The organism is Chitinophaga sp. (assembly GCF_036566945.1).
GTDB lineage: Bacteria > Bacteroidota > Bacteroidia > Chitinophagales > Chitinophagaceae > Chitinophaga.
The window spans coordinates 1-14,112 of record NZ_DATCVJ010000794.1; the positions used below are offsets into that span (position 1 = coordinate 1).

At 46.9% G+C, this 14,112-nt stretch carries 10 protein-coding genes and 1 pseudogene; 4 read left to right on the forward strand and 7 right to left on the reverse strand.

The window, feature by feature from the left end; translation table 11 throughout:
* The first annotated feature begins 193 nt into the window (after nt 1–193).
* From VIP81_RS24055 to VIP81_RS24070, 4 genes are all read left to right on the forward strand, one after another.
* On the forward strand, nt 194–952 hold the full coding sequence (locus VIP81_RS24055; RefSeq protein WP_331967358.1) for a hypothetical protein: 759 nt from the start codon (nt 194–196) through the stop codon (nt 950–952).
* Nucleotides 953–1,347: 395 nt separating this feature from the next.
* Nucleotides 1,348–1,893, forward strand: coding sequence for an RBBP9/YdeN family alpha/beta hydrolase (locus tag VIP81_RS24060; RefSeq protein WP_331967360.1), 546 nt, complete (start codon nt 1,348–1,350; stop codon nt 1,891–1,893).
* Between the two features lie 373 nt (nt 1,894–2,266).
* A complete protein-coding gene (locus VIP81_RS24065; protein ID WP_331967362.1) occupies nt 2,267–4,096 on the forward strand; it encodes an alkaline phosphatase in 1,830 nt (609 codons plus the stop codon).
* A 381-nt stretch (nt 4,097–4,477) separates the two neighbouring features.
* Nucleotides 4,478–7,279, forward strand: coding sequence for a glycoside hydrolase family 2 protein (locus VIP81_RS24070; protein WP_331967364.1), 2,802 nt, complete (start codon nt 4,478–4,480; stop codon nt 7,277–7,279).
* A 103-nt stretch (nt 7,280–7,382) separates the two neighbouring features.
* Here VIP81_RS24070 and VIP81_RS24075 read toward each other — a convergent pair whose 3' ends face one another.
* The 7 genes and pseudogenes from VIP81_RS24075 to VIP81_RS24105 form a co-directional block, all read right to left on the reverse strand.
* Complete coding sequence (locus VIP81_RS24075) at nt 7,383–8,087, reverse strand: NUDIX hydrolase (RefSeq protein WP_331967366.1); 705 nt, start codon at nt 8,085–8,087, stop codon at nt 7,383–7,385.
* 78 nt (nt 8,088–8,165) lie between these two features.
* A complete protein-coding gene (locus tag VIP81_RS24080; protein WP_331967376.1) occupies nt 8,166–8,828 on the reverse strand; it encodes an HAD family phosphatase in 663 nt (220 codons plus the stop codon).
* 374 nt (nt 8,829–9,202) lie between these two features.
* A complete protein-coding gene (locus VIP81_RS24085; RefSeq protein ID WP_331967368.1) occupies nt 9,203–9,709 on the reverse strand; it encodes a hypothetical protein in 507 nt (168 codons plus the stop codon).
* Between the two features lie 27 nt (nt 9,710–9,736).
* Entirely contained in the window at nt 9,737–10,909 is a 1,173-nt protein-coding gene (locus tag VIP81_RS24090) for a TlpA disulfide reductase family protein (protein WP_331967370.1), read from the reverse strand.
* 19 nt (nt 10,910–10,928) lie between these two features.
* The gene (locus tag VIP81_RS24095) at nt 10,929–12,140 is read right to left on the reverse strand and encodes a TlpA disulfide reductase family protein (protein WP_331967372.1); all 1,212 of its coding nucleotides are present in this window, start codon (nt 12,138–12,140) and stop codon (nt 10,929–10,931) included.
* A 26-nt stretch (nt 12,141–12,166) separates the two neighbouring features.
* Nucleotides 12,167–13,552 carry a RagB/SusD family nutrient uptake outer membrane protein gene (locus VIP81_RS24100; RefSeq protein WP_331967374.1) on the reverse strand — a complete coding sequence of 462 codons (1,386 nt, stop codon included), beginning with the start codon at nt 13,550–13,552 and terminating at the stop codon, nt 12,167–12,169.
* Between the two features lie 20 nt (nt 13,553–13,572).
* Nucleotides 13,573–14,112, reverse strand: a pseudogene (locus VIP81_RS24105) (hypothetical protein); the annotation flags it as partial.

Sequence of the window (14,112 nt, forward strand, 5' to 3'; positions counted from 1 at the left end):
ACCTGCTGCGTCAGGGAACCGCCGCCGCAAAGCAGGCGATCGACAATACGGCAGCTGATCCTGCCTTCAATATCAGTTTCCGCGCGGAGACGGGTGGTTTGTTTTCTATTCCGGAAACACAGATCAACTTATCTAACGGTACGCTCAAACAAAACACCGGATGGTGATATTGTTCACTTTAAAAATTAAGAAAATGAAACGTCTGCATATATTTTTACTGGGATTAGCCGCCGTATTTTTCAACGCCTGCAGTCCTTATGAAGACCGGGTTACCCCCGCCGATCCGGCTGGCATACAACTGGACTTCTCGGTAACACAAACGCCGGGTTATGATAACCAGGTAACATTGGAAAGCAAAACCAAGGGAGTGATCCCCTTCTGGGATTATGGTTTTGGTGTGACCAAGGAAACCAAAGCCGTGGTGATATTACCTTTTGCCGGTGACTTCTACATTAAATATTCTGCTTATGGCAGCGGAGGTCCGAAAACAGATTCCGTAAAAGTGAAGATCAGTGAAAATGATCCGAAGTTCTTTTCCAGTAAGTTATACGATCTGCTGTCTAACAGTGCCGCCGGTAAAACATGGGTATGGGCAGTAGACGTACCCACCGGTTATTGTTTTGGCAATGGTCCCGGCGATGCCGATAAGCCAGCATGGTGGACGGTAGGCGCTGCCGGTCTGAAAGATCAGGGGGTGATTGATGATGAGATGAAATTTGACCTGAACGGCAACGCGCATTTTGCGATTACCCACAAGGGCGTTACCACTAATGGTTTCTTTGCATTGGATACGCTGGCACAAAATTTAAAGATCAATGGTGCGGACATCAGCTGGGGCAACAACGTCACCTATCATATCGTTAAGCTGAATGAAAATGAGTTGACGCTGGTACAGCAAGGCGATGGCTGGCGCAATATCTGGCTGTTCAAGCGGAAAGGTTTTATGTTTTAAAAATCCACTTATGGCCCCCGGCGGAAATTCTCCGCCGGGATTTTTTTTACTCTGATAGATTTGTGAGAAGGTTAAATCCAGCATCGTCTTTTTCCTATGACAGATCTTTGGGAAGGCTAAAGCTTCGCAATTATTTTTTTAGCAATAAGAATTTGTGAGAAGATTAACGCCGACTATCATTCCTTTAAAGTGAGCATCTATACGAATAATCACCAATAATTAAAATACTCAGTATTAATCAATGCTGTTTTGGTTGTTACCAGTTGCCGGTGCTTTTTAGCTCCGGCTATTTTTTATCTAGCCCTGTCCAAACCCGGCTCTTCATAAATCCGTCACTACTAATTCGTTATTCGTCATTCTTTTTACTATCTTTCAAAACACAATGCGACTATGTCATGGAAATTAAAGTTTTGACCGCGCCGGGGCTGGGAAGCTCTGGTCCATTACACTGGCAAACCTTATGGGAACAGTCTATACCTGGAACAAAGAGAATTGAGCAAACTGATTGGGAAACGCCGGCCTGCGAACAATGGGTAGCACAAATAGAAAAGGCCGTTAAAGCCGCAGGGCCGCAGGTGGTTGTTGCCGCGCATAGTCTCGCCTGCATGGCATTGGTACATTGGGCCAGGCAAAGTAAAACCCCGATTACGGGCGCATTACTGGTGGCTCCGGCAGATGCAGAAGGACCGGCATTTCCGGGGGTAGCCACGGGCTTCGCTCCTATTCCTTTGGTGAAGTTGCCTTTTGAAACTATTATTGTGGCCAGCACCAATGATCCTTACTGTTCCCTGGAAAGGGCCGCTTTTTTTGCGGAGAAATGGGGCAGCCGTTTTGTCAATGCCGGCGCCAAAGGCCATATTAACAGTGAATCCGGTTTAGGGGAATGGTCTGAAGGGCAAAACCTGCTGAAAGAACTGGTACAGAACTGGCCTACGCTCTGATGGTTCCCTGCCGATACGTTTAACGGGTAGTACCACAATTTTCTTAAGTCCTGATTAATCCGTATTTTCATCATTAATTGCCACTTCGTTTAGCCTGTAACTCCATCATTACAACCTGTAATGTTTAACCTGTAATTTTCACGATTTTCTACCGCCTATCACCTTCTGCCTCCATTGCTTTTCTTTTGCCGGCAAAAAATATATCTTAGCTCCCGGAAGCCAAACTAAATCGATTTTCTAATTGCGACAATTAACATAAAGATAAACATCCCTCGTAGGGATAGCCGCTATGAATGTAACTACCTTTGCCCCCTTTAAAATGGAGGAAGGGTATCATCCTTTTTTTTCAGTGAGAAACTGCAATTACTATACAATGAAGAATTTTGTTTCCATTTTGTCGGGCGTATTGCTGGCAGCCAGTGCAAATGCACAAATAAGACCCTATACGATGGCGGCGGCGCACTCTCACAATGATTATGAGCGGGCGACGCCTTTTTATGCCGCAGCGGCTTTACAGTTTGGGTCTATTGAAGCAGATGTACACCTGAAAGAAGGGATACTCTATGTAGCGCATGATGCCAGCGCCATACAACCTTTCCGTACATTTAAAGAAATGTACCTGCAGCCGGTGCTGCGACAGTTTGCCCTGTATAATGGCAAGCCCTATGCGGATAATTCCCCTTTGCAATTGCTGATAGATATTAAAACGGAAGGCACTCCTACCTTGCGGGCATTGCAGGAGTTGTTATTGCCTTACCGGCAATATTTCGACAGAAGTACCAACCCGGCGGCGGTGAAGCTGGTGATCTCCGGCAACCTGCCTCCGATGACGGCATGGCCTACCTTTGATCCGATCTTCTTTTTTGACGGCAGACCCGACAGCGTATATCCGGCAGCGTTACAGTCCCGTATTGCCATGTTGAGTGTGGACTTTCACAACTACAGCAGCTGGAATGGTAAAGGTACACTGGTGCCGGCGGAGTTGAAGAAAGTGACGCAGGTAGTAGAGCAGGTACATCAACAGGGATATGCGTTTCGTTTCTGGGGCGCCCCTTCCAGCAGATCTACCTACTACAAGCTGATGGACCTGGGAGTAGACTGGATTGGTACCGATCATCCGGAAGAGTTGTACGATATCATGCATAACACCGCCCGTAACACAGCTGCCAATATGCCCGTGCATCCGATATATACGCCTACCTATGCCTCTGATGCCACGCAGGTGCGCTCCAAAAATGTGATCCTGTTCATTGGCGATGGTACTGGGCTGGCAGAAATGTTTGCCGGCTACACCGGCAACAAAGGTGCCCTGAATATTTTCCAGATGAAACAACTGGGCTTATCCAAAACCCAGTCTACCGATAACTACCACACCGATTCTGCAGCAGGCGGTTCTGCCCTGGGTACCGGTACAAAAACCCATAACAGGGCTATTGGCATGGACAACACTTATGTATCCATTCCCGTAATCCCTGAAATACTGGCCTCTAAAGGCATTCAGAGCGGTGTGATTGTGACGGAAGAAATTACCGGTGCTACACCGGCCTCTTTTTATGGTCATACACCAGACAGGGACAGCAGCTATACACTGAATAAGCAATTACTTAGCAGCAAGCTGCAGCTGGCAGTAGGTGGTGGCCGCGAAGAACTGGACAAAGATTTCGGATCACAACTGGCTGGTTCCGGGATACAGTTATATGACAACCTGGATAACTGGGACGCCACTACGAAAAAACGTACCCTGGTTATTCTGAGTAATAAAGTAGTGACCACCATGCGCAATGGCCGCGGTAACTACCTGAAAACAGCGCTGAAAAAGGCCCTGCAACAACTCAATGCTTCGGGCAAAGGGTTCTTCTTAATGGTAGAAGGCTCCCGTATAGATCATGGTGGCCACTCCAATGACCTGGATTACCTGGTACGTGAAATGCTGGATTTTGACGATACCATTGGCGAGGCACTGCGTTTCGCTGATCAGGATAAACAAACCACTGTTATTGTTACTGCAGATCATGAAACCAGCGGTCTTGCCCTGATGGATGGTGATATTGCCAGCGGTACGTTGCGTGGACACTTTGCCACGAACGACCATACCGGTATTCCGGTGATGGTATTTGCTTATGGGCCTAATTCCAACCTGTTCCGCGGTGTGTATGAAAATAATGAGATCCATGCGAAGATGCTCAGGTGCTTCCGATTGTAGGAGGCGGAGGGGAGCGCCTTCGGCGCTTGTCTTTATTCAGGATTAGACTGATTATAATGATTTTTTTGATTTTGGTTTTGATGTTTTGAGAGTTTGATTTTGGTTTTGATTTTGATGTTTTGGGGAGTTGGTTTTGGTTTTGGCTTTGGCTACTTTTTTGTTTTTTAATAAATATATGATGACTGATTATAATGATTTTTACAATCCTGAAAGCATTTTCAACAGAAGTTAGCATCTATCTTCAACAGAAATAAAATCAGCAAAATCATTATAATCAGTCTAATCCTGAATAAAGACAAACGCCGAAGGCGTTCCCCTCCGCTTTCCCAAAAATTTCCCACATTTCTTTTTTACATTTAAAGGCATTTTAAAATTCCGGTTATGTCAGCAAGACTACTTTTGCTGCTTGGTGGCATGTTATGCCTGCAGGCAGTGTTTGCACAGGAAACCCAACGGCTCTATCTTTCAGGCACAGATAAAGATCACACTACCACATGGGACTTTTATTGTTCCGGCGGGCGGCGCAGTGGTCAATGGACTACCATCCCGGTTCCTTCCAACTGGGAACAACAGGGCTTTGGGGCGTATAATTATGGCCATGATAAAGTAAAAGCGGATGAACAGGGTATTTACCGTTATCGTTTTGCAGCTCCGGCCAACTGGCGGCAGCAGCAGGTAAGTATTGTTTTTGATGGGGTAATGACGGATGCCGAAGTAAAAATTAACGGACGCGTGGCAGGCGCTATCCATCAGGGGAGCTTTTATCGTTTCAAATATGATATCAGTGCTTTATTACGCAATGGCAGCAACCTGCTGGAAGTAAAGGTGAGTAAGATGTCGGCCAATGCCGGGGTGAACAGGGCGGAGCGCAATGGTGATTTCTGGATATTGGGCGGCATTTACCGGCCCGTTTACCTGGAGGTGAAGCCATTGGTACATATAGAGAGGATTGCTATCAATGCCGCTGCCAATGGTGATTATTCCGTACAGACCTTTACCAACCGTTTGCCGGCGGGATATTCACTCAGTGCGCAGGTATTTACCCTGGAAGGAAAGGCGGTGCAGGAACCAGTGAATGTTACCACAAGTGCCGGTGCTTCTCCCGCCAATAAGGCGGGAAATGAAGCTAACGAATACACCTATACGCTGCATCAGTCTATTCCTCATCCGGCTCCCTGGAGTGCGGAGTTTCCGAACCGCTACCGGTTGGTAGTACAGATTAAAAACGGCGCCCGTGTTATTCATAGTGTGACGCAGCCCTTTGGGTTCCGGACCATAGAAGTAAGGAAACGGGATGGCATATACGTAAATGATACCAAAGTAATGCTGAAGGGCGTGAACCGTCACAGTGCGTGGCCGGAATCGGGTCGTACGCTGAGTAAAGACATCAGCGTACTGGATGTAAACCTCATGAAAGATATGAACATGAATGCCGTGCGGATGTCGCATTATCCGCCGGATGAGCATTTCCTGGAGGTATGCGATTCGCTGGGATTGTTTGTGCTGGATGAACTCACGGGATGGCAGGCGGCTTATGATACGGTGGTGGGCCATCAGCTGGTTCGGGAGCTGGTGGAAAGAGATGTGAACCATCCGTCTGTTATTTTCTGGGATAACGGCAATGAAGGCGGCTTTAACCGGGCACTGGATGGCGACTATGCTTTATACGATCCGCAACAACGGCCGGTACTGCATCCCTGGGAACGATTTAATGGTTTGGACACCAAACACTATCCCAACTTCAACTACCTGGTGAATTCCAGCTTATACGATCAGGATATTCTGATGCCTACAGAATTCATGCATGGTTTGTATGATGGAGGTATGGGAGCAGGATTACCTGATTTCTGGGAGCGGATGCTACAGCATCCCCGTTGTGCAGGGGGCTTCCTTTGGGCCTTTGCCGATGAAGGATTGGTGCGTACCGACAAAAACGGCATTATCGATACCGACGGAAATCATGCGCCAGATGGCATTGTAGGGCCACACCGGGAAAAAGAAGGCAGCTTTTATGCGATCAAATCCACCTGGTCGCCGGTACATATATCCCTGCCCGTTATATCTACCGGATTCAATGGCCGGGTGCCGATAGAAAACCGTTATGACTACACTTCCCTGGCCCAGTGCCAGTTCCGGTGGCAGCTGCTGCGGTTCCCATCTCCCGGAAAAAATAATACAGCAGATACTATTGCCGGAGGTAAGATTACCTCACCTGAGCTCGGGCCACATACCAAAGGCTTTTTGCAGTTAGCCCTTCCGGAAGGATGGCGGCAGGCAGATGCACTCTATATCACGGCGACCGACCCGTATGGCCGGGAGATCATTACGCGGAGCTGGCCATTACAGTCGCCCGCCAAAGCGGCTTCTGGGATGGTTTCTTTGGGGGCCCGGGGTGTTACCACCGGCAACAGTGGTGATACTTTGATCGTTGACAACGTAAACGAAGTATACTATTTCAGTCGTAGTTCCGGGCAATTGCTGCAACTCCTTACTCCTAAAGGAAAGATTTCACTCGGCGGTGGACCGGTGCTGGCGGGCGTGCAGCAGGAGCTGAAGCAATTCAGCTGGCAGGAAAATAAAGGCGGCGGCGGTACCCTTACCGTAAAATATGAAGGCAACGGTTTCCTGCAATTACAATGGGTTTTCCGGCGGGGTGGCTTACCAGCGGAGCTGGACTACAGCTATAGCATAAAGGGAGAAACGCCGTTTACCGGCATTACTTTCCGCTATCCGGAAGAACAGGTACAGGGGCTTAGCTGGATTGGTGAAGGGCCTTACCGGGTATGGAAAAACAGGTTACAGGGGCAGCAGTTTGGCAGCTGGTACAAGGCATATAACAATACCGTCACCGGTGAAAGCTGGGAATATCCTGAGTTTAAGGGATATCATGCCAACGTATACCGGGCTACGTTTCATACCGCGGCATCGGACCTCACCTTCTATATCGGTAACGAGGGTACGTTTTTACAGGTATTCCGTCCGCAGGCACCTAAAGGAGCCGGCAACAACAATACTACGCCGGCTTTTCCAGCCGGCGATATCGGCTTCATGAGCGCTATCGCACCGATAGGCACCAAGTTCCAGGATGCTGCGCAAATGGGGCCGGAAAGTCAGGGAAATGTGATGTTGAATTATACGCCGGTGAGTGGCAGGATATGGATAGAAACAGCTGTTAGCCGTTAGCTTTTAGCTTTTAGCCGTTAGCTTTTAGCTTTTAGGAAAATGCAGCGGAGAATATCTTCGCTGCATTTTCCTAAAAGCTAAAAGCTAATAGCTAACAGCTGTTTCAACGCAGGTTTCCTGGATCTGTTACGAAATTCAGGAACGCATTGAACTTAGCGTTGTATTTACGTTTATCCAGTTTAAAGTAGAAGGCGCCGCGTTTGGAACTGAGTCTGTCTTTATCTTTCTGTTTGATCAGCAGTCCGGTTGACAATACTTTGCGGCTGAAATTACGTTTATCGAACGTTACGTCGTATACGGCTTCGTATAGCAGTTGCAGTTGTGGGATCGTAAACTTCAGGGGCAGCAGTTCAAACAGAATGGGATGTATAGCGGCTTTATAGCGGAGCTTTTCCTGGGCCATCTTCACCATTTCGGTATGGTCAAAGATGAGGTCTGGCAGTTTACCGAGTGCAATCCATTCTGCATGGTATTCATCGTTGATCTGCAGTTTGTACTGGTTGATGTCTATCAGGGCAAAGTAGGTAATGGATACGGTGCGTTCCACGGGATCACGGGCAGGTTCACCAAAGGCAAACAGCTGTTCCATGTACACCCCTTCCAGACCGGTAAGCTTGTTAAGTACGCGGGCAGCGGCGGTTTCAAAGCTTTCATCCCCCTGCACAAATCCGCCCATCAGGCTCCATTTATTTTTCAGCGGTTCAAATCCGCGTTTGATCAGCAACAGCTTTAACTCTTCCCCGTCAAAACCGAAAATGATGCAATCCACTGCTACCAGCATTCTTGATTGCCCTGAATAACGTGTCATACCAGCAATATATTTATATAACCCGGCAATTTATGGTACCCTGTTGACATTAGGAAATTATATTGCAATATTCCGTGATTATGCAAACAGTTGTTGCAACACCGGATCGGTGTAATCGGCTACAAAAGCGATGATATTGTTGTATTGTGCAAACTCTTCACGTGTATGCATAGTGGTTAGCACTACTGCCTGCATACCTGCATTTAAAGCGGCCTCTACTCCTTTCGGCGCATCTTCAAACACGATACAATCGGCAGGTGCCGCGCCCAGCAGGGTAGCACATTTCAGGAATACTTCCGGATTGGGTTTGCTGGTGGCAACGTCATCCGCGCTTACTATTGCTTTCAGGTAATGGCGTATATCCAGGTTATCCAATACATAATTGATGTTGAAAGTGTTGGCAGCAGAGCCTATGGCCATGGGGATATGGGCGGTGGCGGCCTTTTCCAGAAAAGCGGGCAATCCGGCTATCAGTTCCAGGTGGGGACGGAATGCTTCCTGGTACAGGACTTCTTTCTCATGTGCGATGTCTTCCATCTGTTGCGCGGTAAAATGATCTTTACCAAAAACACGCACCAATAGTTCTTCATTTTTGCCATACATATGGCTCCTAACTATTTCCCTCGGAAGATTGGCGCCCAGTTTGTTCAACATGTTATACCATCCTTCGAGATGATATTCCATATCATTGATCATGGTGCCATTCAGGTCAAAAAGAAATGCTTTGTGCTGCCGGGTCATAATGCCTTTTTTTGTAAGGCGCAAAGATACGCGAGTTTTTGTCTTTGTTCAGGATTATACTGATTTTGATGATTTTCCCGATTTTTTGTCTTTGTTCAGGATTATACTGATTTTGATGATTTCCCCGATTTTTTGTCTTTGTTCAGGATTATACTGATTTTGATGATTTTCCCGATTTTGTTTTTATGATTTTATTGGACTAAAAAGATTAGAGAAGATATTAGCGGATAACTTCGCTGAAATCTTCTCTAATCTTTTTAATCCTGAAAAAATAAAATCGAGAAAATCATCAAAATCAGTATAATCCTGAACAAAGACAAAAAATCGGGGAAATCATCAAAATCAGTATAATCCTGAACAAAGACAAAAAATCGCTATTCCAGCAGCTTCCTCAGGCCGGCTTCATAGTTGGCAATCTCGGCAGAAAGCGTGTCTACCAGTGGTTTGCGGTTCTTTCTATCTCCTTCCAGCATAATACCCCATCTTACTACAGAAGTATCTTCCTTGTCGGGCAAGGATTCTACGAGGGCAGTTACTGTGGCATGGGTAATACCGGCAGGCAAAGGAGATACGATACTGAAAACAAAAAATTTGTACTGTTCATTTACCTGGTCAATGATATCGTGGCGTTTACGATTATCCGTAAACGTGATATCACGGTAGCGGGTTTCACCTTCCGTAACAATCTGCACGTCTTTGATCGTTCCATTGGAATAATCCTTTACCTCCGGCAGGTTGCGGACGGTGCGCCATATTTTTACCGGCGATGCCTTAATAAATGTTTCGTGCGTATAATCAGGAATGATTTTTTTTGCAGCCTGCATTTGAGCCATAGCAGCGGTGCTACAGCAGATTAACAACAGTGTCCATACTTTTTTCATAACATCTAACATTACAGGTGATTCTAATTACTTACCAAAAATTTCCGCCAGCTTCTGTGTCAGTTCTTCTCCACGGAGGTCTACTGCTACGATTTTTCCTTCCTTATCAATCAGGAAATTGCTGGGAACTGCGCGAATATCGTATTCTTTTGCTACTGCATTTTTCCAGCCTTTGAGGTCACTTACATGCGCCCATTCCAGACCATCATCTTTAATGGCTTTCAGCCAGTTTTCTTTTTTGTCGTCGAGCGATACGGCGAGGATCTCTAAGCCTTTGCTATGGTACTTTTCGTAGTTATCCAGCACATTTGGATTTTCCGCACGGCAAGGACCGCACCAGCTGGCCCAGAAGTCGAGCAGCACATACTTTCCACGATAGTCAGATAGTTTGACAGCTTTACCGGCGGTATTGTTTTGTGTAAAATCCATCGCCATAGCGCCTACACCTTTTTTCTTCTCAATGGCTTCCTGTCTCTCCATATTCACTTTTTTCTCCTTAGCTTCTGCCAGCCATGGATATTCTTTAGACAGGCGGCTAATTTCAGACAAGATCAGTGCTTTGTCTCTGACAGGGTGCAGGTAATCCAGGGCATACATCAGGACCGGGGTATGCTGATTCATTCTTATTACCAGCTTAATACGTTCGCCCATATCCTTAAACAGCCAGTTGAACTGTTCTCCCAAAGCCCGTTCCAGCGCAGTGTCCTTTGTCAGGGAGGCTTTGTATTGCAACTGACCTATTTCGATCATGTTCTGATAGTTGCGGTGATTGATAAAATTCACCTCATTAATCAGGTTATTTTCGGTACTGCCTTCAATGAACACGTAAGGAGGATTCTTAATTTTCATCACTGCCGTGTCCTCACCGCGGAAATCAATTTTCAGGTTGTCTTTGCCTGCCCAGATGGTGAGCCTGTCTTCTTCAAACTCATTGAGGACATAGAACTGAGGGCGGGTAGCATCTATTTTCACGCTATAGGTACCATCTGCTTTCAGGTGAATGGTATCTATGGTAACGCGGTCATCGCCTACCTGTTTCTGCACCAGGAACGGGAATTTCGCCTGTTGTTCTGCCGGAGGCGGGAACTTGATTTTACCGCTCACGGTAATGAACTTCTTTGCCTGCTGAGCGGAGGCGGAGGAAGTAATCCCCGCCACCAGCAACAGCATACCGCCTAATTTGTTTTGGTATTTGTTCATTTGAATGTGTATGTTTTAATTATTGCATGGGTACCATTGGTACCATAGGTGTCGCTTCTATTGTTTTACCTTCTTCTTTGGCTGGTTTTCCAGCTGCATTTGCTTTGCCGCCAAAGAGGGCTGCCAGCTTCTTTTCAATTTCGCCGCTGCCATCGGGATTAAAGCCTACTTCCTTCAGCAGGATAGTGCCTTCGGGGCTGATCAGGTAGGTAGTGGGTACACCGGTGATAGCGAAACCTTTGCCGGCAATATTGATGTTATCCAATGCCTGTTTCCAGGGATTGTTTTCTACACCTACTGCTTTCAGCCAATCGGCTTTACTTTTATCGATGGAGATGCTATAGATCTCGAAGTTCTGGTCTTTATACTGTTGGTACACTTCGCGCATATGCGGAAACGATTGCCGGCAGGGACCGCACCAGCTGGCCCAGAAGTCGATCAGTACGTATTTGCCTTTGAATTGGTTAAAGGCGAGCGACTGATCTTTTTCATCAGGCAGGGTAAAATCATTCACTTTCCTGCCTACGGCTGAATTTCTGAGTCCTTGTGTGAACTCCTGGAATTCTTTGGCTTCCTTTGTTTTTTTCATTTCGGGAGATAAACCAGCGTATAGTCGTTCCTGTTGTTCCGGGCTCATTAGCTCTCTTGCTCCTCCCAAACTGAATACTGTAGCGAAGGAGTTAGGATGTTCCTTCACCAGCTTTTGCAGTAAAGGTACCAGGTATTGCTGTTGCAGGGCCGTTTGCTTTGCTTCAAATGCGGCATAGCGGGGATCTTTTTCATCCATCCAGGGCTGGCCGTATTCTTTTTTCAATTCCGCGCTAATGCTTTGCCATGCAGCGGATTTTTGTTTATCATACACCTGCAATAGCTCTACCGCTTCGCTTCCTTTTATGGTGGACGCATCCAATCCTTTTGTCTTATCAGTAGTAACGGTATAGGTGACCGGTTTATCCATCAGGATACCGAACGGCCGGTACATTTGTCGCTCTGCTAAGATATATTCCGGAAGCAGCATCAGGAGTACCGGCTCTTTAAACGGAATCTTAAACGTGTAATGACCGTTCTCAATGATGGCAGAGTCATTATAGGTACGGGAATAGATATACATTTTGTTGTGTCCTTTCAGGTCGCCGGTAATGGTGCCCTGTAATGTAATCTGTGGCTGGGTTTGGGCATAACTACCGAGGCAGATCATAGTGGCTGAAATGACGGTCGTGATTTTTTTCATTTGCATTTATTTGAGTTTCCGTATGATTAATAGCCTGGGTTTTGTTTAATCAGGCCCTTAGTAATATCTATTTCATGCTGCGGGATGGGCCATGCATAGCGATTGGCAGGCAATTGCGGGTTAGGAGCCTGACCACTGCGGATGGCATCGTAGCGGGCAAATCCTTCAAAAGCCAGTTCCCAGCGGCGCTCCTGCAGTATCCTGGTAACCAGTGCGGCCGGGGTAGCAAAGTCGGCGGTGGTATATACTTTAGGCGGTCCATTTTTCGTATAGGCGCGGGCGAATACCTGGTTCAACAAATCAACGGAAGTGGCGTTCACACCTTTGGTTTGTGCCATGGCTTCGGCCAATGTGAGCATTACTTCCGGTAAACGGATCATGGGTACGTTGTCGCGGATATTCTGATCGGTAAACTTACGCATGATAGGATCATGAAACAGCATCAGGCTATCGCGGCGCTCATCACCAACGGTATAGGTATTCAGAAAGTCCGGTATCGGTTCACTGAAGCCATATACGTAATAGATGCCGTTGTTATCATTGTACCGGGATGTTTTGTTGAAACTTTCCGGGAAGGCAAATAATATTTCGCTGCTGATCGGATAACTACCCTGGCTGCTGACATAATTGTCCGGCCAAAGATCCCAGAAGGTTGGCTGCAGGTGATATACATTTCCCGTTAAGGCGGCCTGTGCATAGGTCACCGCTTTATCATATGCGTGACTATACAAACACACTCTTGCTGCCAGGGCGTTAGCAGCTCCTTTGGTGGCCCTGCTGCCCTGGCTGAGGGCGTCGCCACGGTTTGCCGGCAGATCAGGAATAGCCGCATCCAGGTCTTTCAGTATTTGCGTATATACTTCGCCGTTAGCAGCCCTTGGTACATCCTGTGAACCATCATATCCATCAAAAGATTCCAATCGCAGTGGCACCCCCATATTCTCCGGTTTGTTTTCGAGCGCGCCATCGCCATAAAGACGCAGCAACGCCATGTAGCAATAGGCACGTATAAACCGGGCCTCTGCGATGAACACGGCCTGTTTGTTTTTGTCAAACTGTCCATATTTAGGCAACTGGGAAATGATCACATTGCACTGGTTAATGGTGGCATAAGGCAGGGACCATATGGCCGAATACCTGTCATCCCGCGGATCCATGGTACCTTTAATGATATTCTGATCGAAGGTAGTAGCGACACCTGCGGTCACATCACCCACCAGGTAATTGTCGCTTGCTACGGCCTCCATCATGCTCAGGTAAGTGCTGCCCAGATAGCCTTCCGTAGTTTGTTGGTTTTTCAGCAATTCCGATTCCACCATGGTGCCTTCCGGCTTCAGATCCAGTTGTTTGCTGCAGGCACTCATCACCAGCAGCAAGCTAAACAGGCTTATATGGTATGTATATTTTTTCATATCCAGCTCAGTTTATAATGTTAGAAAGATGCTTTAATACCTACTCTCCAGGTACGTGGAGACGGCATGGTGAGCTCATCAAATCCCATATTCAATGCAGAGGAGCCGTATGCGCTCACCTCCGGATCCAACCCTGAATACTTTGTCAGGATAAAGAGGTTGTTTACTTCTGCATATAATTTCAGGGCGCTAAATATTTTCATGCTTTTCAGTTGCTGGGATTTGAAATTGTATCCCAGCAGCAGGCTACGCAGTTTCACAAAAGAAGCGTCTTCCAGGAAGCGGGAACTTTTCCGGTCCAGCGTATAGTCGTACGAGGTACCAAAGCCCACCTGCGCATAGTTGGAACCATTGATTAACGCAGGAATAGCTGTTTGCTGACCTGGCGTCTTCCAGTAGTCCATCAACTCAGGGGAAAGGTTATATACGTTGTTAGCACCAGATCCACTTCCCAGGTAGCTATACATGGCTGCTTTTGCACCGTTGTAGATTTTATTACCGGCAGAGTAAGAGAAGAAGCAGTTCAGCTCAAATCCTTTCCAGGTAAATGTATTTCCAAA

Bases quoted from the DNA above. Each gene is read 5' to 3' on its own strand.
- VIP81_RS24055 (WP_331967358.1), top strand. From the start codon at position 194: ATGAAACGTCTGCATATATTTTTACTGGGATTAGCCGCCGTATTTTTC.
- VIP81_RS24060 (WP_331967360.1), top strand. From the start codon at position 1,348: ATGGAAATTAAAGTTTTGACCGCGCCGGGGCTGGGAAGCTCTGGTCCA.
- VIP81_RS24065 (WP_331967362.1), top strand. From the start codon at position 2,267: ATGAAGAATTTTGTTTCCATTTTGTCGGGCGTATTGCTGGCAGCCAGT.
- VIP81_RS24070 (WP_331967364.1), top strand. From the start codon at position 4,478: ATGTCAGCAAGACTACTTTTGCTGCTTGGTGGCATGTTATGCCTGCAG.
- VIP81_RS24075 (WP_331967366.1), bottom strand. From the start codon at position 8,087: ATGACACGTTATTCAGGGCAATCAAGAATGCTGGTAGCAGTGGATTGC.
- VIP81_RS24080 (WP_331967376.1), bottom strand. From the start codon at position 8,828: ATGACCCGGCAGCACAAAGCATTTCTTTTTGACCTGAATGGCACCATG.
- VIP81_RS24085 (WP_331967368.1), bottom strand. From the start codon at position 9,709: ATGAAAAAAGTATGGACACTGTTGTTAATCTGCTGTAGCACCGCTGCT.
- VIP81_RS24090 (WP_331967370.1), bottom strand. From the start codon at position 10,909: ATGAACAAATACCAAAACAAATTAGGCGGTATGCTGTTGCTGGTGGCG.
- VIP81_RS24095 (WP_331967372.1), bottom strand. From the start codon at position 12,140: ATGAAAAAAATCACGACCGTCATTTCAGCCACTATGATCTGCCTCGGT.
- VIP81_RS24100 (WP_331967374.1), bottom strand. From the start codon at position 13,552: ATGAAAAAATATACATACCATATAAGCCTGTTTAGCTTGCTGCTGGTG.